At 39.2% G+C, this 24,566-nt stretch carries 20 protein-coding genes; 14 read left to right on the top strand and 6 right to left on the bottom strand.

Translation table 11 applies throughout. From position 1 onward, the window contains the following. Window positions 1-15: 15 nt before the first annotated feature. Window positions 16-4,530, bottom strand: coding sequence for a glutamate synthase large subunit (gltB, locus tag J2X77_RS22190; protein WP_310082553.1), 4,515 nt, complete (start codon window positions 4,528-4,530; stop codon window positions 16-18). A 307-nt stretch (window positions 4,531-4,837) separates the two neighbouring features. On the opposite strand from gltB, the gene J2X77_RS22185 reads away from it, so the two are divergent. The 4 genes from J2X77_RS22185 to rdgB all read left to right on the top strand — a co-directional run bounded on the left by J2X77_RS22185 (window position 4,838) and on the right by rdgB (window position 8,799). Further along, complete coding sequence (locus J2X77_RS22185; protein ID WP_209578623.1) at window positions 4,838-5,935, top strand: mandelate racemase/muconate lactonizing enzyme family protein; 1,098 nt, start codon at window positions 4,838-4,840, stop codon at window positions 5,933-5,935. Window positions 5,936-6,179: 244 nt separating this feature from the next. Continuing rightward, a complete protein-coding gene (locus J2X77_RS22180; RefSeq protein ID WP_209578622.1) occupies window positions 6,180-7,160 on the top strand; it encodes a deoxyhypusine synthase family protein in 981 nt (326 codons plus the stop codon). Window positions 7,161-7,250: 90 nt separating this feature from the next. Beyond that, on the top strand, window positions 7,251-7,913 hold the full coding sequence (locus J2X77_RS22175; RefSeq protein WP_310082551.1) for a hypothetical protein: 663 nt from the start codon (window positions 7,251-7,253) through the stop codon (window positions 7,911-7,913). A 310-nt stretch (window positions 7,914-8,223) separates the two neighbouring features. After that, complete coding sequence (gene rdgB / locus J2X77_RS22170) at window positions 8,224-8,799, top strand: RdgB/HAM1 family non-canonical purine NTP pyrophosphatase (RefSeq protein WP_209578621.1); 576 nt, start codon at window positions 8,224-8,226, stop codon at window positions 8,797-8,799. Window positions 8,800-8,965: 166 nt separating this feature from the next. Here the strand turns inward: rdgB and J2X77_RS22165 are convergent, their stop codons facing one another. Then, complete coding sequence (locus tag J2X77_RS22165; RefSeq protein WP_310082549.1) at window positions 8,966-11,545, bottom strand: OstA-like protein; 2,580 nt, start codon at window positions 11,543-11,545, stop codon at window positions 8,966-8,968. Between the two features lie 54 nt (window positions 11,546-11,599). Here J2X77_RS22165 and tilS point away from each other — a divergent pair, with 54 nt between their 5' ends. The 6 genes from tilS to J2X77_RS22135 all read left to right on the top strand — a co-directional run bounded on the left by tilS (window position 11,600) and on the right by J2X77_RS22135 (window position 15,849). Continuing rightward, window positions 11,600-12,931: a tRNA lysidine(34) synthetase TilS gene (tilS, locus tag J2X77_RS22160; protein ID WP_209578620.1), complete on the top strand. Its 1,332-nt coding sequence runs from the start codon at window positions 11,600-11,602 to the stop codon at window positions 12,929-12,931. Window positions 12,932-13,117: 186 nt separating this feature from the next. Next, on the top strand, window positions 13,118-13,612 hold the full coding sequence (locus tag J2X77_RS22155; RefSeq protein WP_209578619.1) for a hypothetical protein: 495 nt from the start codon (window positions 13,118-13,120) through the stop codon (window positions 13,610-13,612). Between the two features lie 89 nt (window positions 13,613-13,701). After that, window positions 13,702-14,022, top strand: coding sequence for a DUF4834 family protein (locus tag J2X77_RS22150; protein WP_209578618.1), 321 nt, complete (start codon window positions 13,702-13,704; stop codon window positions 14,020-14,022). Between the two features lie 33 nt (window positions 14,023-14,055). Next, complete coding sequence (gene recF, locus J2X77_RS22145; protein ID WP_209578617.1) at window positions 14,056-15,159, top strand: DNA replication/repair protein RecF; 1,104 nt, start codon at window positions 14,056-14,058, stop codon at window positions 15,157-15,159. After that, window positions 15,152-15,478: a DUF721 domain-containing protein gene (locus tag J2X77_RS22140; RefSeq protein ID WP_310082546.1), complete on the top strand. Its 327-nt coding sequence runs from the start codon at window positions 15,152-15,154 to the stop codon at window positions 15,476-15,478. The genes recF and J2X77_RS22140 overlap by 8 nt, the downstream gene beginning before the upstream one ends. An 11-nt stretch (window positions 15,479-15,489) precedes the next feature. Continuing rightward, window positions 15,490-15,849 carry a hypothetical protein gene (locus J2X77_RS22135; protein WP_209578616.1) on the top strand — a complete coding sequence of 120 codons (360 nt, stop codon included), beginning with the start codon at window positions 15,490-15,492 and terminating at the stop codon, window positions 15,847-15,849. Window positions 15,850-16,240: 391 nt separating this feature from the next. Here the strand turns inward: J2X77_RS22135 and J2X77_RS22130 are convergent, their stop codons facing one another. The 3 genes from J2X77_RS22130 to sucC all read right to left on the bottom strand — a co-directional run bounded on the left by J2X77_RS22130 (window position 16,241) and on the right by sucC (window position 19,955). Next, window positions 16,241-16,861 carry an L-threonylcarbamoyladenylate synthase gene (locus J2X77_RS22130; protein WP_209578615.1) on the bottom strand — a complete coding sequence of 207 codons (621 nt, stop codon included), beginning with the start codon at window positions 16,859-16,861 and terminating at the stop codon, window positions 16,241-16,243. 147 nt (window positions 16,862-17,008) lie between these two features. Continuing rightward, window positions 17,009-18,454, bottom strand: a complete 1,446-nt coding sequence (gene asnS, locus J2X77_RS22125; protein ID WP_209578614.1) for an asparagine--tRNA ligase — start codon at window positions 18,452-18,454, stop codon at window positions 17,009-17,011. Between the two features lie 307 nt (window positions 18,455-18,761). Then, window positions 18,762-19,955 carry an ADP-forming succinate--CoA ligase subunit beta gene (gene sucC / locus J2X77_RS22120; RefSeq protein ID WP_209578613.1) on the bottom strand — a complete coding sequence of 398 codons (1,194 nt, stop codon included), beginning with the start codon at window positions 19,953-19,955 and terminating at the stop codon, window positions 18,762-18,764. Between the two features lie 172 nt (window positions 19,956-20,127). Between sucC and J2X77_RS22115 the strand changes: the two genes are divergently transcribed. The 4 genes from J2X77_RS22115 to J2X77_RS22100 all read left to right on the top strand — a co-directional run bounded on the left by J2X77_RS22115 (window position 20,128) and on the right by J2X77_RS22100 (window position 23,046). Beyond that, window positions 20,128-20,778, top strand: a complete 651-nt coding sequence (locus J2X77_RS22115; protein WP_209578760.1) for an ABC transporter ATP-binding protein — start codon at window positions 20,128-20,130, stop codon at window positions 20,776-20,778. Between the two features lie 45 nt (window positions 20,779-20,823). Continuing rightward, window positions 20,824-21,303 carry a hypothetical protein gene (locus J2X77_RS22110; RefSeq protein WP_209578612.1) on the top strand — a complete coding sequence of 160 codons (480 nt, stop codon included), beginning with the start codon at window positions 20,824-20,826 and terminating at the stop codon, window positions 21,301-21,303. 80 nt (window positions 21,304-21,383) lie between these two features. After that, window positions 21,384-21,914: an HAD hydrolase-like protein gene (locus J2X77_RS22105; protein ID WP_209578611.1), complete on the top strand. Its 531-nt coding sequence runs from the start codon at window positions 21,384-21,386 to the stop codon at window positions 21,912-21,914. A 127-nt stretch (window positions 21,915-22,041) separates the two neighbouring features. Then, window positions 22,042-23,046, top strand: a complete 1,005-nt coding sequence (locus J2X77_RS22100) for a LacI family DNA-binding transcriptional regulator (protein ID WP_209578610.1) — start codon at window positions 22,042-22,044, stop codon at window positions 23,044-23,046. A gap of 82 nt (window positions 23,047-23,128) precedes the next feature. On the opposite strand, the gene lpdA is transcribed toward J2X77_RS22100, so the two are convergent. Continuing rightward, window positions 23,129-24,517: a dihydrolipoyl dehydrogenase gene (gene lpdA / locus J2X77_RS22095; protein WP_209578609.1), complete on the bottom strand. Its 1,389-nt coding sequence runs from the start codon at window positions 24,515-24,517 to the stop codon at window positions 23,129-23,131. Window positions 24,518-24,566 lie beyond the last annotated feature (49 nt).

The following is a 24,566-nucleotide window of genomic DNA, read 5'->3' as shown; positions in this document are numbered from 1 at the left end:
TTTGTGCTTCCTATATTATGCTTCAACTAATTTTTGACGAATGACATTTTTGTATTCTCTTGGGAATACCTTAATGAATTTATTTTTTTCTCTTGACCAGTTTTGTAAAATAAAATCTGCTCTGCGACTATTGGTAAGCAAGATATGACGTTTTAACAAAGCAATAATTGCGGTTTCGTCTTCACTTTCCAATGGATCCAGATCAACCATTTCCTGATTACAGTTTTCGCGGAAATCTTCGTTAATGTCGTAGATCCATGCGATACCACCGCTCATTCCGGCAGCAAAGTTACGACCCGTTGCCCCTAAGATCAGTGCACGACCTCCAGTCATGTACTCACAGCCATGGTCACCAACACCCTCAACTACAGCTGTTGCACCCGAGTTACGTACAGCGAAGCGTTCGCCGGCCTGTCCGTTGACGAATAGATGTCCGGATGTTGCTCCAAATAGTGCAACGTTGCCGATAATGATATTATCTTCGGGTACGAGAGCACTTTCTGCAACTGGATAGATTGCTAGCTGAGCTCCTGATAGCCCTTTTCCAACATAATCATTGGCTTCACCTTGTAATTCAAATGAAAGACCCTTTGTTGAAAATGCACCGAAACTTTGTCCGGCCGAACCTTCAAATTTGAAATTAATGGTATTATCAGGCAGGCCTTCAGAACCGTAGAGTTTTGAAATTTCATTGGACAACATTGTTCCGATCGTACGGTCTGTATTTTTGACCTTAAAGGTGCCAAACACAGGAGTTTTGCTCTCAAGAGCTAATTTAGACTGTTTTAATAAGCCCCAATCCAAGATCATGGCCATACCGTGATCCTGCTCTTCGGTATTGTATAACGATTGTCCAGGCTCGTTGCGTTCCACGTGCAAGATGTCGGTAAAGTCAATTTTCTTGGCTTTCCAATGATCTATATTTTCACGTTTTTTTAAGAACTGGGCTCGTCCCACCATTTCGTTGATGGTACGGAAGCCTAGATAAGCCATTGTTTCACGGACTTCCTCTGCGAGAAAGGTAAATAAGTTGACAATATCTTCTGGTTTTCCAGAGAATAATTTACGCAGTTCTGGATCTTGGGTTGCAACACCTACAGGACATGTATTAAGATGGCATTTACGCATCATGATACAGCCGCCGGCAACCAATGCTGCTGTCGATACGCCCCATTCCTCAGCGCCCAATAGTGTGGCGATGATGATGTCGCGACCTGTTTTTACTTGGCCGTCCGCTTGTAATACGACGCGACTGCGCAATTTGTTTTTAACAAGTGTCTGATGCGCTTCTGCAAGGCCTAATTCCCAAGGTAGTCCAGCGTGTTTAATTGAACTGATTGGAGACGCACCTGTACCACCATCAAACCCTGCAATAAGAATGACGTCGGCATGGGCTTTTGCAACTCCGGCAGCAATGGTACCAACACCAGCTTTAGAGACCAATTTTACGTTGATTCTTGCTTGACGGTTAGCATTTTTTAGGTCAAAGATCAGCTGGGCTAAATCTTCGATGGAGTAAATATCGTGGTGGGGTGGTGGTGAAATCAGACCGACACCCGGTGTAGAGTGTCTGGTTTTTGCAATCCAGGCATCAACTTTAGGTCCTGGTAATTGTCCCCCTTCACCTGGTTTGGCTCCTTGCGCCATCTTAATCTGTAACTCATCTGCTTGCGTCAGGTAATTGGACGTGACACCAAAACGTGCCGAAGCGACTTGTTTGATTGCTGAACGCATGGAGTCTCCATTTGGGAGGGGTTTATAACGCAATTCATCCTCTCCACCTTCACCGGTATTGGATTTTGCTCCGATGCGGTTCATGGCTATGGCGAGTGTACTATGTGCTTCGTGCGAGATTGAACCAAAAGACATGGCACCTGTAGCGAAACGTTTAAGGATCTCACTGGCAGGTTCTACTTGTTCTAGTGGAATGGAATTGCGATGTTTTGCAAAGTCCAGTAATCCACGAAGGGTAAACATATGTTCTTTTTGCTCGTTGATTTTCTGCGCGTATTTTTTATAGGTCGCGTAGTCTCCAGTGCGACAGGCCTGTTGTAAGAGGTGGATTGTGTCTGGATTCCAAAGGTGTCCTTCACCTCGGCGTTTCCATTGGTAAATACCACCTTCTGGCAATAGATTTTGTGGGGTACGGCTTTTTTCGAATCCGCGCCAGTGTTTTGAGAGTGCTTCTTTAGCAAGATCATCTAAGGTCATGCCACCAATGCGTGAAACAGCTCCACAAAAGAATTTATCGACGACAGATTTGTCGATACCGAGCACTTCGAAGATCTGCGCTCCGTGATAGGATTGTAATGTTGAGATTCCCATTTTAGAGAAAATTTTCAACAATCCATTGTTGACGGCTTTCACGTAGTTTTTGGACAATTCTGGCCATGTCAGTTCGGTATCCAATGTATTTTGTTCTTTCATGGTACGGATACTGGCTAATGCCATATAGGGATTGATAGCTGTAGCACCGAATGCCAATAAGCAAGCGAAGTGATGCACTTCCCAAGCATCGCCCGCTTCAACCACTAACCCTACTGCACCGCGATTTCCGGTTTTGATCAAATGGTGGTGTACCGCCGATACAGCGAGTAAGGAAGGGATCGCAGCGTGTTTGGAGTCGATTGCGCGATCCGAAAGGATTAAGACTTCAAAACCATCACGCACAGCATCATCAGCATAGCGACACAGGCGCTCTAAACCTGCTTCTAACGCCCCAGGCTTGCCATCTGAGCGGAAGTAGGATTGAATTGTTTTTGCTTGGAATAACCCTGTATCGATGGAACGCAATTTTTCCAGTTCTTTGGAGGTTAAGATCGGATGTGGTAAAGTTACACAGTGACAGAATTTTTTGTCTTCGATCAGAATATTGCCGGCGTTACCGATGAATGTTGCTAAACTCATGACCAAGCGTTCGCGAATCGGATCGATTGGTGGGTTGGTTACTTGGGCAAAAAATTGCTTAAAATAACTTGAAATATGCTGTGGTTGGTCGGAGAGTATCGCTAAGGGGACATCTGAACCCATTGATCCTGTGGGTTCGTACCCTGTTAAAGCCATTGGGGTCAGGATCGTTTCTAGATCTTCCCGGGAGAAACCAAATGTCTTCTGATATTTGAATACGGAATCTTTGGAAAGGTAGGTGTAGGTAACTCGAGGTTCTTCGAGTTCTTCTAATTTGATTTTATAATTGTCTAACCATTCGCTGTAGGGTTGTTGATTGATCAATTGATCTTTTACTTCTTTATCGGTAAGGATACGGCCCTGTTCCATGTCGACAAGAAAAATCTTACCTGCTTGTTGCCTTCCTTTTTTGATGATGGTAGATTCGTCGATTGGAAGTGCCCCAGCTTCAGAAGCAACCACAACGCGGTCGTCAGAAGTGACGGCATAGCGCAACGGACGGAGGCCGTTACGGTCTAACGTAGCGCCAATGTGTTTACCATCGGTAAAGCAAAGCGCTGCAGGACCATCCCAAGGTTCCATTAATGTGGCGTGATATTCGTAGAAAGCGCGTTTTAACGGATCCATTTGTGTGTTACCATCCCAAGCTTCAGGAACTAACATTAACATGACATGGGTTAAACTACGGCCGCTATGTAAAAGCAATTCGGCAACATTATCGAGACATGCAGAGTCTGATTGACCACGGTCTACAACAGGGAGTAGGATTTCCATTTCCTCTTCTGTAAAGTAAGGCGATGATAATGCACGCATGCCTGCATAAAACCAATTGAGGTTACCTGTCAAGGTGTTGATCTCGCCATTGTGTGCCAACATACGGAAAGGCTGTGCGAGTGACCATGAAGGGAATGTATTGGTTGAAAAACGAGAGTGAACTAATCCGAAAGCAGATACTACACGAGGATCGCGTAAATCGAGATAATAGGTTCCGACTTGGTATGTTGTTAATTGACCTTTGTAAATAATTGTTTTGCAAGAAAGGGATGCAAAGTAAAGTGGGAGAGGGTATTCTTGTTGTTGTTTAACTTTTTGGATGATCAGGCGACGTAGTACAAAAAGCTTGCGTTCAAATTCTTCAGTGTTTGAAACGCCGTCCGGTCTGCTGACAAAAAATTGGACAATCTCGGGTTCCGCACTGAGCGCTGTCGGTCCAATACCTTCACGATTGACAGGTACTGGACGGTAACCAAGGAATTTCATACCCCTTTCTACTGCCGCTTCTTCAATTAAATCCCGACATATTTTGTTCATGTCTTCTTCTTTAGGAAGAAAAACCATCCCTGTGCCATAATAACCTGGCTCCTCCAATTGTATACCCAAGCTGATACATTCTTCCCATAAAAATTCATGGGGAAGTTGGATCATGATACCTGCTCCGTCACCACTTTCTGGATCACAACCGCAAGCACCCCGGTGCTCCATATTCTCCAGCATGGTCAATGCATCTTTTACTTGTGCGTGTGATTTATTCCCTTTGATATGGGCAACAAAGCCTACCCCACAGGCGTCATGCTCAAAATTAGGGTCGTAAAGGCCCTCCGTTTTCGGTCTTTGTTCGATCATCTTTCCTTTTCAAATAATTATAATTGCTAATATAGGAATAAAAAACTTAAATATTATAAAAATTATAATGAAAATGTGTTTAATTTAATTTTATTACTTCTTTTAGTGTATTTTATTGCTGATATTGTATTTGATGATTACGGCTGTTATTAGCTGTTTACGCGTACCTGAAATATGCATCATTTGGCAATATTTTTATATTGGATATGAGAAATGCATCTCAAGATTGCGATAATATATATAAATTAGGCAAAGTATTGCATATCCTTTATAATGGTATCGCTATGGCTTAACTAAAGAGAATAAGATGAAAATAACTGAAATTGAAATTTATCGATTAAGTATACCAATGGAACCTTTTGTGATTGCGACTGGTACGATGGATTATGCTCAGAATACGTTTATACGTATTCATACTGACGCCAACTTCTATGGTGTGGGTGAATGTTCAGCCTTTCCGATGATCGTAGGAGAAACACAAGATACCTGTTTAGTGCTGGCAAGAGATTTTGCAAAGATCTGGAAGGGGCGCGATCCTTTGGCTATAGAAGAACGATTGGCTGAATTGGACTTATATATTGCGGGCAACAAAACGATTAAATCAGCTTTTGATATGGCCTTACATGATTTAGCGGCCAAACATGCTGGCCTGCCGCTTTATCAGTTTCTAAAGGGAACGAAGCGGGAAATTACGACAGATATCACCTTAGGGATTGCTTCTCCGGAAGAGATGGCAATGAAAGCAAAGCGTTTACAGGACGAAGGTGCGGTCATGTTGAAAGTTAAACTGGGGAAGGATCCGAAAATAGACATTGCGCGTATTCGAGAAATACGTAAGGCTGTTGGATTCGAGATGCCTATTCGCGTTGATGCAAATCAAGGTTGGTCTTATGCGGGTGCAATAGAAGCATTGCGGGGATTAGAGCCTTTTAAGATACAATTTTGTGAACAGCCTATGCGTACATGGAACGATGAGTATTTGCCTCAGTTGCGCGCAGAAACAATTGTTCCTGTGATGGCGGATGAATCGGTTTATTCTCACCATGACGCGGAGCGCCTCTGTAAAGCCGGTGCTTGCGATTATATCAATATTAAATTTTCAAAATCAGGTGGTATTCAAGAAGCTTTAAAAATTCATGATATTGCCGCTGAATATGGGATTATCTGTATGATCGGTGGCATGTTGGAATCACGACTTGCGTTGGCGGCAAAAGTACATTTTGCGTATGCTGCTCCACATGTCAAGTTTTTTGATTTGGATACCTGTATGGTTGGCCATCTTAAAGATCCCGTGATCGGAGGTATTCGATATGAAGGATATAAAATACATATTTCAGACGAAATTGGTATCGGGGCTGATATAGACCAAGTGTTCTTGGATAGTTGTGAGAAATGGATCATTTAAATTGTGGTAAATTATGAATAGTATGAATTGGGGAATAGGGATACAAGAGATTATTGTTCTGATTATTATCGTTATCTTTTTGGTAGCGGCCTATTTGTTTTTCTCTAAGTTGTTGAAAAAGTAGGTTTAGTTGGCGTTTAAAAAAAATGTGCTGTATACTCGTTTTGAATCTCGATTGGAGCGAAAATAGATTATATTCAGTACCTTTGCGGTACTTATTATTTTATAAAAGTTAGAAAATATCATGAGTACTCAAAAAGGACCTATTTCTCAATTTATTGAGCATAATTACCGTCACTTTAACGCTGCGGCATTAGTAGATGCTGCAAAAGGTTACGAGGAACATCTGTTGGATGGTGGAAAAATGTTGATCTCTTTAGGAGGTGCAATGTCTACCGCTGAATTGGGTGTTTCTTTAGCAGAAATGATCCGTCAAGATAAAGTACACTTTATTTCTTGTACTGGTGCTAATTTGGAAGAGGATGTGATGAACCTTGTGGCGCACTCACATTACAAAAGAATCCCTAATTATAGAGATTTAACAGCTGAACAAGAAAGAGAGCTATTGGATAATCACTATAATCGTGTGACAGACACTTGTATTCCTGAAGAGGAAGCTTTCCGTCGTTTGCAGAAGCATCTTGAAGATGTTTGGCATGATGCTGAAGCAAAAGGCGAGCGTTACTTGCCACATGAATTTCTTTATCAAGTCGTGAATTCAGGTGTATTGGAACAGTATTATGAGATTGATCCAAAGGATTCTTGGATTGTTGCTGCCGCTGAGAAAAATTTGCCGATTGTATGTCCGGGATGGGAAGATTCAACGACAGGTAATATCTTTGCATCCAATGTGATCAAAGGTAAATTGAAAGCCAGTACAGTGAAGTCAGGTATCGAGTATATGATTTATTTAACAGAATGGTACCGCAATAACTCTGCGGGTAAAGGTGTTGGATTTTTCCAAATTGCTGGTGGTATTTCTGGTGACTTCCCAATCTGTGTAGTTCCGATGATGTATCAAGATCTGGAATGGGAAGAAGTTCCTTTTTGGGCTTATTTCTGTCAGATTTCTGACTCAACAACGTCTTACGGTTCTTACTCAGGCGCTGTTCCGAACGAGAAAATTACTTGGGGTAAATTGGATATCGACACGCCTAAATTTATCGTTGAATCTGATGCGACTATCGTAGCGCCATTAATCTTTTCCTATATCTTAGGTCATTAATCTTTTCGATATACAGAAAGGAGCGATTTATCGCTCCTTTTTCTTTTCCCTTTTCTTGTTTATCTTTACTTTCTTATATATCTTTTCTTGATGAGCAATCTTACAACAGATAATCCGGTAGCGCTTCAGGTGTTAATGGATGAAACAATCTTTGCAAATGGTTTTGATTTTCAAAAGGATGTGTCTATTCATCCTATTCCTGAGGGGAATAGTACTCCTATATTATCTGCTGCGCTCAACTCTTCAGCGGCGAGGGACACCTCATATCTGGCAGTAGGATTAGATGCTGAGGAAGCAGTTAAGGGTATTGGGTCTGATAATGGGCGGCAGGATGTGGTTAACGATCTTGAAGAGTTGGGGGGTGAGTTTATCTATCAGGGAAGCAAAGAACAAGGTATACTCTTTATTTTACGTTATGAGCATTATCCTTACTTCTCGCCAGCAGCCCTCGATGCCTTTGAGAAGACAATTGGTGCCTTAAAACTGACCAAAGAGACCGTTGCGGTACTCAATTTGGCAAATCCCCATAATCCGAATGATTTTAAGCGCATTATGCAGTTTTTTCAGCCCACTAAGATTATATTATTGGGTGTAGAGCCGGCCTCCTTAAAATTGCCTTTTATTGCCCATAATTCCTATATGAAGGGTCGTATTGCTACAGTTTTCAATACCTTCAGCTTTGAGGAGATGTTTGCCGATGTGAATAAAAAGAAACTATTCTGGAACGAATTTAAGACCTTTATTGGCTCCTAACTTTTCTCAGATACCTAATGCTGATACTGAGTCATACTAGATTTAGTGGGATTGGTAAAAATCTTTTTTTTGATTTTAATATTGGATAGAATACCATCTTTTTTAGGATAGACCTGATGTAGACTAATCCATTTACACCATTTTTTCATTGTATCAATCGGATATGTGTAGTTTATGGCTACAAAGCGTATAAAACTGCCTATTTCTTATCAATAGATTGGGTGGAGTGGTCTTTTCTTAAATATAGGTGTGGGAATGTTAATGTGGATAAGATTGCATATTTTTGATGGGATATCAAAATAAATAGAAGATGCTAGAACTTGTGTTTGCCACCAATAATACCCATAAACTGGAAGAAGTCCAAGCAATTGTGGGAAATGCTTTTGTCATTAAGAGTTTAAACGATATTGACTGTCAGGATGATATTCCAGAAACAGGCGTAACATTTCAGGAAAATGCACAACAGAAAACAGATTATTTAGTGAATAAATATGGTCTTTACTGCTTTGGTGATGATTCTGGATTGGAGATCGATGCATTAAACGGTGAACCGGGAGTTTATTCAGCCCGCTATTCTGGGTCAAGAGATATGGAAAAGAACATTGATCTCGTCTTGGAGAAATTGGGTAATAACCCTAACCGCTCGGCGAGATTCAAAACGGTTATTTCCTTATATTTGAATGAGCAGCAGCACTTTTTTGAGGGAAGTATTGAAGGTAAAATTAGTGCGGACCGTAGAGGTGTTGATGGTTTTGGTTATGATCCTATCTTTATCCCTAATGGCTATGACAAAACTTTTGCGGAGATGACTGCCAAGGAGAAAAACAGCATAAGCCATCGTGCGATTGCTGTGGGTAAACTTGCTGCTTATTTAAAAACGAAGTAAGTTATAATAACGATCTCGTTCGAATTAATTATAAATGGAAATTTTTATTGATTTAATTTAATGAATGAGCGCATCTGAGAGGAGCAGCAGATAGTCTTGAATCAAAAAAGCAGCGCAAAACAATTTGTTTCGCGCTGCTTTTTTGTGCGACCTGGTAGTGGCGCGGTTATTTAGCTTTTACCTTTGTCTGTGTACTATCTTGCGCCGGTGTCATCGCCGGTTTATTAGTTGTTGAGTCGGACTTTGCAGTTGCTTTGTCGGCTGCAGTTTTTACATTTGGTTGCGCTCCGTTCGTTTTGTCTGTCGTTTCAACCGGTTTGACTGTTGACTTTGCAGTGTTCGTTTTATTATTTTCGGATGTAGGATTTAAATCTTTCAATTTCTCGCTACTCTCGTTCGAATCTGCTTTTTTTGCAGTATCCTTTTGATTGGTAGTAGTTTTATCCCCTTTTTTTATAGACTTCATTGTCCCTGATTCCTCACCTTCCGGTGCAGTAGGAACCGTAAATGAAGCTTTTGAAAGATCTCTTTTTCGATTTAATAAATCATCTTTAGATTTCGGTCGATCTTCCGGGCGCCACGTGAAATTCGGAAGGAATTCCTTATCGGCAGTGACTTCAGCAATAGGATAGACTTTACCGTCCACTTTCCGAATTGATACATATTCTTTTAGCTTATTGTCTTCCATCAAGATCTTGAAACGACTGCTGCGATCGTGGACAAGCTCTGTGGTTACATTGGTCTTCTCATCAATATTGTAGAATATGTTTTCCGCATTACCATCAACGAAAAGGCGTTCCATGCGGTTATTGGTGAAAAAACTTGTGATTTTTCGGCCTTTTATTTGATTAAATTTGAGAGAGTCACTCGTTGCATTAACCATAAAAGCATTCCCTACGAGTAGTGAATTGTCTAATTTCTGATTCTTTACTTGTAGGAAGATGGTATCTCCTGAGATTTGTGAGTTTTCGGCCCACATCATTGGTTTCCCCATAAGTCTGAACATAGAATCTTGCATACCATAATACATGGAATCGGCTACGGCCTGCAAATCAGATTTAAACAGTCGCGCATTATAATAGGCTTTGATAATCCTCGTTTTTGCTGTGTCCTGTGCAAGGGAATCGCTTTTTCCTTCTTTTGCATTTTTTAGTGCAGCTCCCATGAGTTTATCGGATTCTCCACCCTTTGGGATAATCGCTTTTTTGCGTAATACACTATCAGCCTTTAGGTTTTTTTCAATTTCTATTTTGTTCTGATCACCAACGATAATTGGTGCTTTTTTCGGAACAACCGGCTTTTTATTCGTCAGGTTATCGTGTACTTTGTTTGTGTTTTTTTCTACTACGGGTTTCCTGTTGTCTTTTTTATGCAGACTATCGAGGTCTTTTTGAAGACTATCTGCAACGGTTTTTAAAGCATCGATAGAGTCAATCTGTGCTGATGTTGAATCTTTTTCGCCATAATCGACCTCATTATCGTCTTCAATAGCTCCACCTTCACGATCCAATTTGAAATCTTTAGCTACATAATCTTTGCGGAATATCATTTGCGAGAACAGTGTATCGGCCGTCATAAAAACTGAATCTACTTGTGCGTTAGACTGTAACTGTTCTTTTTTGCCGCTGTTTGTGTTTTTACCCGAACGATCCTTTTCTTCGACAATTCCTTCTGATGCGGTCTTATTTGATTTGAGGTTACCTTTCTGTCGATCTTTCTCAATTTCCTTTAACTCTTTAGTTTCTTTTTTGAGCTCTTGCCCTGGTTTTTGTGGAGCAGGAGACAAAGAAGATACAGAATCTTTTTGTGTTGAATCTTTTTTGACAACCGAAATGATCAACGGCTTATCTGTCATGGTGATGGATTCGTTCCTCCCATTGTACAGGCCAAATCCGCCGTAGGCGTAAAATTTGTCTAATGTGTCAACAAAGACCACGTTTTTTACGGCTTTACCTATTCCCACCTGCCTATCGTAGAATAGACTATCTCCCTTGAGAAACTTTGTTCCTTCGGTGTAGAGATTATTTTTAGAAAAATAGGCTTGGCCTGTTGCCATGTGATATCGGCCTTTTTCAGTATATAAGTTTTCCCCCTTATTCCCTTTGATATTAGTAGGGCCATAGAATTCGGTAATACGTGTATTGCCATTGTATTTCATGGAGTCCGTGTAGACTTTTACATTGGTTGATCGAACCACAACTTTTTGGTTGAAATAGGACTCGCCTGTATTTTCGAAGTAAGTAGCCCGCTGGCTGGTAATCGTATCACTTCCTGAAAGAATACGCCCACCACTGTAATAATTACCGATTTTACTCCGCATATTATAGACAAGGTGGTCGGTCGTCAGTATGGAGCCGTTGGTGCTGACCATGCGCACTGCTCCCGTAAGTGTAGCGAGTTGCATGGCAGCTTCATAGTGTAATTTATTGGAAAATATTTGGGTACCGTCGGGTTGAGTGATGATAACATTCCCAAAGGCTTCAAAAAATTGTCGGCCAATGTTGTCTTTATGCAAATAGCCACTATCTGAGGATAGCGTTGAGCCTACATGTTCATAGACTGGACGGTAAAACAGGATATTGCCATCTTTTCCAGTAATAATATGGGATGATGAAAGAAGCTTTAGCTCATCCTGTTTCTGTGCTTGGACCGACAAGCCAGTTAAAATAAATACAATAAGTGTATAAATGTATTGTTTCACATGGGCAAAAATATGGATTTTAATTGCTACTTTACTGGATTTCACAAATTTTAAGACTTGAATTTATCTTTGACATAAAATATACCTTAACTTTGTTCTATGAATGTGCTGGAAAGACTAAAGGGCTATATTGAAAAGGAGCATTTATTAATGCCCCATCATAAGGTATTGCTTACAGTGAGTGGAGGAAAGGATTCAATGCTCATGGCACATCTATTTGTAAAAGCGGGTTATACCCTTGCTATTGCACATTGTAATTTTAAATTGAGGGGGACGGATTCTGATGAAGACGAAGCATTGGTTAGAAAGTTCGCAATGGAAAATAATGTTCCGATATTTGTGCGGCATTTTGATACAAAAGCCTATGCGAAGGAGCGACAGATTTCGATTCAAATGGCTGCCCGTGAACTTCGTTACGCCTGGTTTGAGAAATTGCGACATGAAATGGGGTTCGATCGAATTGCAGTGGCTCATCATCTGAATGATCATATCGAAACGGTACTATTAAACCTCTGTCGCGGAACTGGTCTTCAGGGACTTCAAGGTATTCTCCCTCTCCGGGAGCGCATCATTCGACCCTTACTTTTTCTAAAGGCCAGCGACATTGAGCATTTTGTTAATATGTACGGTATTGCCTATCGGGATGATCAATCCAATTTTTCAACAAAATATGCCCGAAATAAAATACGGATTGATATCATTCCGCATTTTCAAAAGCTTCAGCCAGATTTCGAAATGGTCTTTGAGCAGAATATTAATCATTTTAAAGAGTCTTATCAGCTGCTGCAGCAATTTGTAGAGCCTATTCGGAGGAAGCTCTTTTATCCTACTGGCGAAGGGTGGGAGGTTCGGAAAGAAGATTTAGAACCTTATCTTGATAATCTTCCACTGCTCTATGAGCTATTTTCGCCCTTTAATTTCTCAAAGGCGATATTAAGTGATCTCCAACAGGCGTGGGTAAGAGAGTCGGGGCGTATTTTTCAATCTGATTGCTACCATATGCTCTTGGACAGAAATGAACTTTTTATTCGAGAGAAGGAATTTATTTCTGCTGATGAGGTTTTGATTACCTCTGAAACTTCGACCGTGGAGTGGAAGCAGTATTGTTTTCATGCTGAGGTTTCTACAGATGTAACTATTATCAACGCGACAGAGGTTGCGAAACTGGATTATGACCTATTGGTCTTTCCTCTCACGATTCGATCGTGGAAAGTTGGCGATAGCTTTTATCCTTTAGGTATGGAAGGGCGTAAGAAGCTGAGCGATTTTTTTATCAATAAAAAGATCAGTTTATTTGAAAAAGAAAATATTCCGATAGTGGTGAATGGAAACGGAGATATTCTTTGGGTAGCAAATTATCGGATAGACAATCGTTATAAAATTACCTCCAATACAAAAAAAGTCCTTACTTTAGTTTGCAGAACGGATTAGCGAAAAATACTGACGCTGATTATGACAAAAAACTCTGTTTTTGGAGAGAGTACAATGTGTTTCTATGATCTAATACAGTATCGTGTGGATGGTGAATCCATAGAAGCAAAGCGATGCTATTGATAAGTTGAAATATACGAAAACAATGGTATTGAGTCTCCCAATTGACAGCTAAATCTTAAATAAATGAAAGAAGGTGTACTCTATTCGGAAAATCAATATTTAGGTCGTGACCGTGTTTGGATAAGCGTGCGTTTGGTGCTTGTACTTTTTTGCTTTACTGCATTTTATCTAAATTTGGATCATTTGATTTCCAGTCAATTGTTTTTTATTGTCGGGGTAGGTATTATCATCACATCTATCGTAATGATGTATATGGTGTTATTCCGTACGGAGGTCTTTCAAGATCATATTCTTATTAGCGGGCTTTGGTCTACCCGAGTGGTCAAAATAGATCTTGCTTCTATCACAAAGATAGAAAAGGCGCCATATAGCACTTTCTTTTTTAATAATCCAGTTTACAATCTTCATACAAAAGGTAGAATTAAATTTTTTGCTGGCGGCAAAAATGCTGTTTTTCTGACAGATAAAAATGGCCTTACTTATGTTTTGGGTACGCAGCGTCAAGAAGAACTCTACCGGATTATTATGGAAACGAAAGAGAAATTAGGAAAGTCTTAAAATGTGTTAATAAATTCTTATCTGACATTTTAAAGACATCAATTTTCCGAGTTATTGGTTATTTTTGATAAAATAACAACGAATTAACTATGGCATTTTTAAAATTTATACTTATTGCATTCGCTGTTTACTTTGTAGTAAGATTCTTATTTAAATTATTTTTACCTTTTGCGATGCGCAAAGCAGCTGAAAAGTTAATGAAAAAAGCGCAGCAACAAGGGGGAGCATATAATAGCCAAGGGCAAGGCGGAACCTTTTATTATGAATTTAACGGCCAACGACAAGAGCAAGCTAAAAGATCGCAGCCAGAAGGTAAGGTGCATGTAGATTACATTCCGCCAAAAGAAGGTGTCGAACGTAAGGGGACGGAAACAGCTGGTGAGTTTGTCGATTTTGAGGAAATTAAATAATTTTTAGCAATCCAAATAGCGTATCTTTGTGCCATGTGGCTCAAGCAACTTTCTGTTCTAAATTTCAAAAATTACGCGGAATCATCTTTGGAATTTCTTCCTGAGGTAAATGCATTTACAGGTGATAATGGGGTTGGAAAAACTAATCTTTTAGATGCGATTCATTATTTATCCCTTTGTAAAAGTTATTTTAATCCGATCGATTCACAGCACATCAAATCGGGCAACGACTGGTTTATGGTACAGGGAGAATTTGATAAGGAATCATCCAGTGATTTTATATCTTGTAGCTTAAAAAAAAATCAAAAAAAACAGTTTAAAAAAAACAAGAAAGATTATCCTAGATTGGCTGATCATATCGGTTTGTTTCCTTTGGTCATGATTTCGCCAAACGATAGCATCATCGTCACAGACGGAAGCGAGGAACGAAGGAAGTTTGTGGATAATGTTATCTCACAAACTGATAATAAATATTTGGATACGTTAATTGTCTATAATAAGCTCCTTGCGCAGCGAAATAGCCTTCTCAAACAAGCGCGTCAAACCAGTGTACTTGATCTTGGACTAATTGAAATTCTTAATTTTCAACTTGAGGAAGTAGGAAATATTATTTTCCAAAAGAGAAGTTGTTTCATGGAAGAGTTTCAGCCCGAATTTGACCGACATTATCAGTTTCTCACTGACGACGCGGAGTCCGTACAATTGCACTATGAATCGCCTTTAATGACTGATTCTTTTTTACATATTTTAGAAAAGAACTTGGAGCGTGACCGTATGTTAGAGCGTACCACCCAGGGCATACATAAGGATGATCTGATATTTACAATTCACGGTGGAATGCCTTTGAAAAAATTTGGTTCTCAAGGACAACAGAAATCTTTTCTAATTGCGCTAAAACTTGCTCAATATTCTTATTTGCAACATAAAAAGGGTTTTAAACCTCTGCTTCTTCTGGATGATATTTTCGATAAACTAGATGATCGTAGAACACACAAATTGATGCAAATGGTTTCCGAAGATGATTTTGGACAGATTTTCCTGACCGATACAGATTCAAAAAGAATTGAGCGAATATTTGAGGAAATCAACCGTCCTGTTCGTATATTTGATATTGTAGGAGGACAAGTCAATGTATAAGAAGCAAGTTAAGAAAAGCCTAGAATTTATTCGGTCAAGCGATGATATGACGATTAAGGAGGGAGTTGAACGTCTTCTTGAGGCTTATAAACTGCGAAGGAAATTTGACGAAACATCGATTGCTTCCGTTTGGCCCCAATTGATCGGCAAAGCAATCGCTAACCGCACACAGCAGCTATATGTTCGTGATAAAAAGTTATTTGTACGAGTAGAATCCGCGGTTATTAAGAATGAATTAGCACTTATGCGAAGACAAATTCTAGGACGGGTAAATGAATATGTTGGTCACGTCATTATTGAAGAAGTCGTCATTTTGTAAAGGCTGGTTTTATGTTAGATCAACTCTTTAAAGATTTTTTTTCTACTTCTGATGCTAACGCCCTAAAACTTGTTCCCAACTTCGAACGTGTTGAATTAAAGCGCGGTGAATATCTGATCAAAGAGGCTGATTATTCTTCTCATTTGTTTGTTATTGAATTTGGATTGATTCGTCAATACCCCTGGTCAAATAAAGGAGAGTTTACGCAGTGGATAGGTACTGCAAACTATTTTGTGACCGATCTTGCTTCATTTATTTTTGACAAACCTTCCATATGGAACTTCCAATGTATAAGCGATCTTGGTTCCTTTTTTAGGAAAACTATTTACAGAAACAGAACGGGGATTTGGCCTTTTCAACACGGCGATTAAAAGAAGAGTTGAGCGTGGTTCTTAACTTTCCACAGGAATCTGTTAATATAGTTTTTTTATAAACACGATAGTTAATCAATTTGTCGATGATCGCTAACTTATTCACATTTTCATGTGTATAACCCCTTAGTTTTGCACATTTTGTAGTTTTTTGAAGCTTTTCAACTTGTGTTGTTAACAATGTGATGTTGGTAAGTAGTAACTTATACACATTTTATACTAATACATATAAGTCAACAAGGTACTTGTTAACATTTTATATGTTAGTAAGCGGCTTGTTTTGTTAATAACCGTATTGAAAGGAATAGTTTATCCACAATTTACCAACAATGATGTTGGAGAGATCTCTGAACAATGCTCATTCTGGAGAACTTACATTGAAAGTCGGTTTTTATAGGAATTGTTCTAAATCACCTTTACCTTCACGGACAACTTCAAAAGTACCTTCTGTGAGGTCGACAACAGTGGATGCTATATTATCACCATACCCTCCGTCTATAACCGCATCAACGAGATCTTCGTATTTCTCGTGAATTAATTCAGGATCAGTAGAATATTCAATAATTTCATCTTCATCGTGAATGGAGGCTGTCACAATAGGGTTGCCTAACTGTTTGACAATTTCTCGTACAATATTATTGTCTGGAACACGGATACCCACAGTCTTCTTTTTGGAACTTAGGAGCTTAGGGACTTTCGTTGTTGCATTAAAAATAAAAGTAAAAGGTCCAGGTAAGGCTTTTTTTAATACACGAAATACGGACGTGTCAAATGATTTTGTATATTGCGAAATATCTGTTAGATCATAGCAGATAAATGATAGATTTGCTTTTTCCGGCTTTAGGCCTCTGATTTCACAGACGCGCTCTATTGCTTTTTGTTGCGTAATGTCACAGCCAATACCATATACAGTATCAGTGGGGTAGATGATCACTCCGCCGCGGCGAAGAATATCAACTGCCTGTTCTATTGCTTTGGGATTGGGATTATCGTTATATATCTTAATAAGCATTTTTTCTTTGTTAATCACCTGAATTAGGTCTAATCTCGAGCCCTGCTGAAAGATGTCAATAGGGCATAAATTATTATCTGAATTCAGATACGCTATATTTAAATTAACAACAGCCAAAATATTTTGTTTTGGCTGTTGTTTTTTATATTAAAATTCTGCGTTTTTAGGCGTACGTGGGAATGGAATGACGTCGCGGATATTGGTCATTCCCGTCGTGAATAAAACGAGGCGCTCGAAACCTACGCCAAATCCTGAATGTGGTACCGATCCAAAACGTCGTGTATCCAAAAACCACTCCATTTCTTCCGCAGGAATACCAACTTCAGCCATACGATCCAGTAGGCGTTCCAGATTTTCTTCACGCTGTGAACCACCGACCATTTCACCAATTCCTGGGAAAAGAATATCCATTGCACGGACGGTATTTCTTCCTTGCGCATCCGGTGCATTTTGCTTCATATAGAAGGACTTGATTTCGCGAGGATAATCTATTAATATAACGGGCTTTTTGAAGTGTTTTTCTACCAAATAGCGCTCATGTTCCGATTGTAAATCAGCACCCCAATCGTCAATTAAATATTTGAATTGTTTCTTTTGATTTGGTTTGCTACGTTTTAATATTTCAACGGCATCTGTGTAGGTAACGCGTTCGAAATCGTTTGTTAAAACAAAGTTTAATTTCTCAACGAGATTTAATTCAGAGCGTTCTGTAGCTGGTTTTGATTTCTCTTCTTCCAGCAAACGATTTTTTAGGAATTCAATTTCTTCTGGACAATTTTCCAAAGCGTATCGGATGACATATTTCAATAAGGCTTCGGCCAGATCCATATTGTCCTCTAACTCGTAAAAAGCCATTTCAGGTTCAATCATCCAAAATTCGGCTAAATGGCGTGTTGTATTGGAGTTTTCTGCTCTAAACGTTGGGCCGAAAGTATAGATGTTGCCAAATGCCATGGCACCGAGTTCGCCTTCCAATTGGCCAGATACAGTCAAGTTTGTTGATTTTCCAAAGAAATCTTCTTTAAAATCAATCTCTCCGTTTTCTTTGCGTGGAGGATTTTTTAAATCCAGTGTCGTAACTTGGAACATTTCTCCTGCACCTTCCGCATCTGAACCTGTGATGATCGGTGTATGCATGTAGACAAAATCGTTTTCCTGAAAAAACTTATGTACAGCAAATGCCAAAGCATTACGAACTTTAAATACAGCATTGAAAGTACCGGTACGGAAACGTAAATGCGCAATTTCACGTAAGAATTCTAAGCTATGTTTTTTAGGCTGTAAGGGATACTTCTCAGGATCAGAATCACCAATAATGCTTACTTCAGTAGCTTTAACCTCAACTTTTTGACCTTTACCCAGTGATGCTATCAACTGACCTTTTACGCGAACTGCTGCTCCAGTGGTGATACGTTTTAAGATATCCTCAGGTGTATTTTCAAAATCGACAACTGCTTGAATATTATTGATTGACGAACCGTCATTGATTGTTATAAACTGATTGTTACGGAAAGTTCTAACCCAACCTTTAACAACGACCTCTTTGCCAAATTCTGTGGCATTCAATAGTTCCTTTATTCTTGTGTGTTCCATCTTAATTTTTGGAGATTGACTTGTAAAAGATGCTTTGTTAAAAAAGCAATACAAAAATACGCTATTCTGTTGGTTTATTGGCTATAAATGTTGATTTAATTCAATTCACGATGGGGCACTATAGCTCATGGGACAAATATATTATTACAATCACGACAGGTGGAAATTAGAAAATTAGAAAGTGAAATAGGTCTCATTTCTATAGGAAACATAACTTTGGCAAGCTGGGTTTCATAAGATGAGGTACAATAACAAAAAGCGCGAATTATTTTTAATTCGCGCTTTTTTGCTATGATGATTCAAGGAATTATCCTTTCAATACTTTCGTCACTAATTCAGCAGCTTCTTTCAATAAGATTGCAGAATAGACTTGTAAACCGGATTCATCAATTAATTTTTTCGCTTCTTCAGCATTAGTACCTTGAAGGCGAACAATAATAGGAACTGGAATGTTTCCAATTTCGCTATACGCATCAATTACACCTTGAGCAACACGGTCACAACGAACAATACCACCGAAGATATTAATTAAGATTGCTTTTACGTTAGGGTCTTTTAAAATGATATTGAAACCAGCTTTTACAGTTTCAGCATTTGCTGTACCACCTACATCTAAGAAGTTGGCAGGTTCACCGCCGGCTATTTTGATGATATCCATGGTAGCCATTGCCAAACCAGCGCCATTTACCATACAACCTACGTTACCATCTAATTTAACATAGTTTAGGTTTGATTCACCAGCTTCAACTTCTGTTGGGTCCTCCTCTGTTACGTCGCGCATAGCTGCGTAATCTGCATGGCGGTATAAAGCGTTCTCGTCAAGATTTACTTTAGCATCAACGGCTAAAATCTTGTCGTCAGAAGTTTTCAATACAGGATTGATCTCAAACATGGAAGAGTCTGTAGAATCGTATGCTTTGTAAAGGGCAGCAACAAATTTTACCATTTCTTTGTGGGCAGCACCAGAAAGACCAAGATTGAAAGCAATTTTACGTGCTTGGAATCCTTGTAAGCCTACTTTTGGATCGATTTCTTCTTTGAAAATCAAGTGCGGTGTTTTTTCTGCAACTTCTTCGATATCCATACCACCTTCTGTAGAGTACATAACGATGTTACGTCCTTTAGCACGGTCCAATAATACGGACATGTAGAATTCTTTTGTTTCGCTCTCGCCTGGATAGTAAACGTCTTGAGCTACCAAAACTTTGTTTACTTTTTTACCTTCAGGCCCAGTTTGAGGCGTTACTAATTGCATACCAATGATGTCAGTTGCTCTTTGTTTGACTTCATCTAAGTTCTTAGCTAACTTGACACCACCACCTTTACCACGGCCACCAGCGTGAATTTGAGCTTTGACAACAACCCAATCAGAGTTGTAGTCTTCTTTCATTTTTTTGGCCGCTTCCACAGCTTGCTCTGGAGTATCTGCTACGATACCTTCCTGTACGCGCACACCAAAGCTCTTTAGTATTTGTTTTCCTTGATATTCGTGAATGTTCATTTGCAAAAATATTTGGCGTAAAAATATAATTTTTTGGGGGATAAGACAAGTGATAAATTGCTCTTTTATCTATTTTTTGACATTTAGACAAAATAAAATGGCTGGAATTGAGAAATAACAGCTTATTTATTCAAACGCGTTGTATCGTAAATTTATTTATCTTTGTCCTATGATGTTACATGCCAAAGGAATTCACAAAGCTTATGGGTCATTACCGATTTTGAAAGGTGTTGATATCGCTGTTGAAAAGGGCGAAATCGTTAGTATTGTAGGTGCATCGGGGGCTGGAAAAAGTACGTTGCTGCACATCATCGGTACCTTAGATAAACCCGATCAGGGATCGGTTTTGATCAATGGTGTTGATGTCCAAAAATTGAGTGCTAAAAAGTTAAGTGCTTTTCGCAACGAACATATCGGTTTTGTATTTCAATTTCACCATTTGCTGCCTGAATTCACTGCTTTAGAAAATGTATGTATTCCTGCTTTTATTCACGGAAAGGGAAGATTTGAGGCGGAGGAAAAGGCGAAGAAATTGTTGGAGTTATTGGGGGTTTCTCATCGTATTGACCATAAGCCTGCTGAAATGTCTGGAGGTGAACAGCAACGTGTTTCTGTGGCTCGTGCGCTGATCAATGATCCTTCTATCATTTTGGCAGATGAACCTTCCGGTAATCTCGACTCTGAAAATGCAGCCGCTTTACATCAATTGTTTTTTGATCTTAGAGATAAATTTCAGCAGACATTTATTATCGTTACGCACAATGAAGAGCTTGCTCGAATTTCGGATCGAACGATTCATATGCGTGATGGTGTAGTCGTTTAACAGATCCACAACATCCTGAAATATTGGGATTATAAATAGGTTTTAATGAAAAAAATACTCATAACTTTCGGGACTAGGCCTTTGGCGATGCGTATAGCAAAAAAGCTCGGCGCTGATTTCGAAGTATTATTTGCAAGTTCAGAAGAAATCCCCGGATTGCTTTTAAAGTCGGATAAATACGCCAGAATTCCGAAAGGTCTTCTTCCTACTTTTGCACACGAGGTGCTTAAATTATGTCTAGATCAACAGGTGGATTATGTATTGCCTTTGGGCGGCTTCGAACTTGAACCCCTGTCTGTAGCCAAAGTTTTATTTGAGGAATATCAAATCTCAGTTCTTGTTCCGGATAAAGATCTGCTCGAAACAATCCCTCTTATGGAAAACCCTCCAACAGACCTGCCTTATAGACTTCTTTCTAAGGGTAACGATTTATTGGACTCGACGACTATCGAAAGATCATTGGACGGCTTGTTTGGCGCCTCTGATTCTGGAGAGGATTTAGCACTAATTTGTGTATCCAAATAGCCTCTTATTTTTACTGCCAGCGCTATTGTTTTTGTTTTATCGATGTAGGCACTGTCCATAATTTTAAGCTTTATTCATAGATGATGTTTCCAGAAGAAAAAAAGGTTTATATTTTTGAATTAGATGATGTTGTTTTCTCTAAAAGAGATTACCTACTACAGGTCTATTACCTTTTCGCTAATTTTATAGAATTTACTGAGACGGTTCCAGCTCAAGCAGATTTGATTCAATTTATGAAAGATCACCTCGAGCGTCAAGGAGAAGATTTATTGTTTGAACATGCGCAACAAGCCTTCGGATTGGACCAAAAATATAAGGAGAATTTTGAGCGACTTCATGTGAATGCTATTTTGCCACTGAGATTACAGTTGTTTGATCACATTAATATGCTATTTAAAGCGTTAAAAGCTGAAGGTAAGCATATTTGTATCTTAACAAAAGGAAATCCGCTTGAACAGCTTAATAAAGTGAAATTTGTGGACTGGGGCGAATATGAGAATGAGATAAAAGTTTACTTTTTGGATGAACTTATTTTTAGGGGGATCGTGCCTTTGGACTTCCTTGCGAATGAGTTTACTGTTGAACCAAGCGCAATTCAATTTGTAGACTAAGTTTACAGTAAGTATATTTGTTTAATCTACCAAGACGATATTGTCATTAGAATCGTAGTCAATATTGTTGGAAAAAATTATGATTAGGGATATAAAAGCCCTATTTTTATATAAAGCCCTTGGATTTATGAACAAAGTGAACAAGCCTGCCACGATTAAAGAAATTGCCAAGAAGCTGAAAATCAGTCCTTCAACAGTTTCTAGAGCATTGAATGATCATCCGAGTATTGGATTGGTAACAACAATGCGGGTAAAAAAAATGGCCGAAGAATTGAATTACGAACCCAATCAAACAGCCATATTCTTCAAACAGCGCAAAACATTTACCATCGCTGTTATCTTGCCGAGTCTGTCTGAACCGTTTTTTTCCTTTGCTATCAGTGAAATTGAAAATGTTGCATCTGAGCACCGATACACTGTTCTAATGGGACAATCATTGGATGATCCCGATCGTGAAGAGCAGATCTTAAAAACATTTAAAAACCATCGTGTCGATGGAATTTTAATGTCTATCGGTAAAAAGACTACTAATTTGGAGTTTATCGAAAAATTGGGTGCTTCGGATATTCCGGTTGTCTTCTTTGACTGTGTACCTAGTTTGCCTCATATCAATAAAGTACAAAGTGACCTTTCTACTGGTATGAACGAAGCTGTTGATGCTTTCGTGGCCTGTGGTCACAAAATTATTGCTCTTGTAAATGGACCGAAAACATTGCCAGCTAGTGAAGACAGAAAAGTTGCCTATCTATCTGCTATGAAGAGAAATGGTATGGATATTCTTGATAAGAATATCATCGAAACGGATTTGAGTACGGAAGGAAATGAAAGCGCTATGGATAGTATATTTGCGATGTCTGAGCGACCCTCAGCGATAATTTCTTTTAATGATTTTGTAACGCTTGACTTGATGAAAGCGGCCCGGCAGAAAGGTCTTGTATTGAACCAGGATATCTTTTTCATCAGCTATGCGAACTATCCTTTATGGCAATATATGGAAAATCCACCAATGGGACGTATTGAACAGTTTCCGGGAATGCAAGCGCGCAAAGCAGCAGAAATTCTATTCGATCGAATAGATAATCCTGAAGCGCCAGACCAACAGATCGTCTTTAAGTCAAGACTGGTTATGTAGCTTCTTTATTCATTCGGAAAATAAAATTTAAAAAGGGGAAAATCGCTAGATTTTCCCCTTTTTAAATTTTATTTTCCGAATGCTATAAGTGGATTACTTCACCGTAGGCATCAGCACAAGCTTCCATAATTGCTTCACTCATGGTAGGATGAGGATGGATAGTTTTAATCATTTCGTGACCTGTTGTTTCCAATTTACGGGCAACAACAACTTCCGCAATCATCTCTGTCACATTGGCTCCGATGAGGTGTGCACCTAGGAATTCACCGTATTTAGCGTCAAAGATAACTTTTACAAACCCATCTTTTGCACCAGCAGCTGAAGCTTTTCCAGAAGCGGAGAAAGGGAACTTACCAACTTTTATTTCATAACCAGCTTCTTTAGCAGCTTTTTCGGTATAACCTACAGATGCAATTTCTGGTGAACAATATGTACAGCCGGGGATGTTGTTGTAATCGATCGGTTCAACATGTAGACCTTTGATTTTTTCAACACAAGTGATCCCTTCTGCTGACGCAACGTGAGCCAAGGCTTGACCTTTAACGATATCTCCGATAGCATACACGCCTTCGATGTTTGTTTTGTAGAAATCATCTACTACAACACGTCCACGCTCGGTTTTTACACCAACTTCTTCCAATCCTATATTTTCGATATTTGGAGCAATACCAACAGCAGATAATACAATCTCTGCTTCGATCACTTCTATACCTTTTTCGGTTTTGATTGAGACTTTGCTCAACTCACCTGATGTATCAACAGATTGAACTTCTGACTTAGTTAAAACAGAGATGCCTTGTTTCTTTAAACTTTTCTCTAATTGTTTTGAAATTTCTTCATCTTCAACAGGAACTATTCTATCCATAAATTCGACGATAGTCACTTTCGTTCCAATTGCATTATAGAAATAAGCAAACTCGACACCGATAGCACCAGACCCTACAACAACCAAAGATTTTGGTTGTTTAGGTAGTGTCATTGCCTGACGGTAACCAATTATCTTTTTACCATCTTGAGGTAAATTAGGCAATTCACGCGAGCGTGCACCAGTCGCAAGGATCGTATGTTTTGCCGAATATTCTTTAGTAGAACCGTCTGCTCCTTTAACATCGATTTTACCACCTTTTTTAATTTTTGCAGTACCATTGATAACGTCGATTTTATTCTTTTTCATCAAAAACTGGATACCTTTACTCATTCCTTCAGCAACTCCGCGACTTCTTTTGACGATAGCTTCAAAATCGGCCTCACCACCTTGAACATTGATGCCGTAATCAGCGGCATGGTTTAAATATTCAAATACCTGAGCACTTTTCAATAATGCTTTTGTAGGGATACAGCCCCAGTTTAGACAGATTCCGCCTAATGATTCGCGTTCAATAATCGCTGTTTTGAACCCTAACTGAGCGGCTCTAATGGCAGCAACATACCCGCCTGGACCACTACCGATTACAATGATGTCGTAATTCATATAAATAAATATTCTGTAGTTGAGTGTTATAGCTTCAAATACCAAAATA

This window comes from Sphingobacterium sp. 2149 (assembly GCF_031455655.1).
Classification (GTDB): domain Bacteria; phylum Bacteroidota; class Bacteroidia; order Sphingobacteriales; family Sphingobacteriaceae; genus Sphingobacterium.
This window is presented reverse-complemented; position numbering and strand designations above follow the sequence as displayed.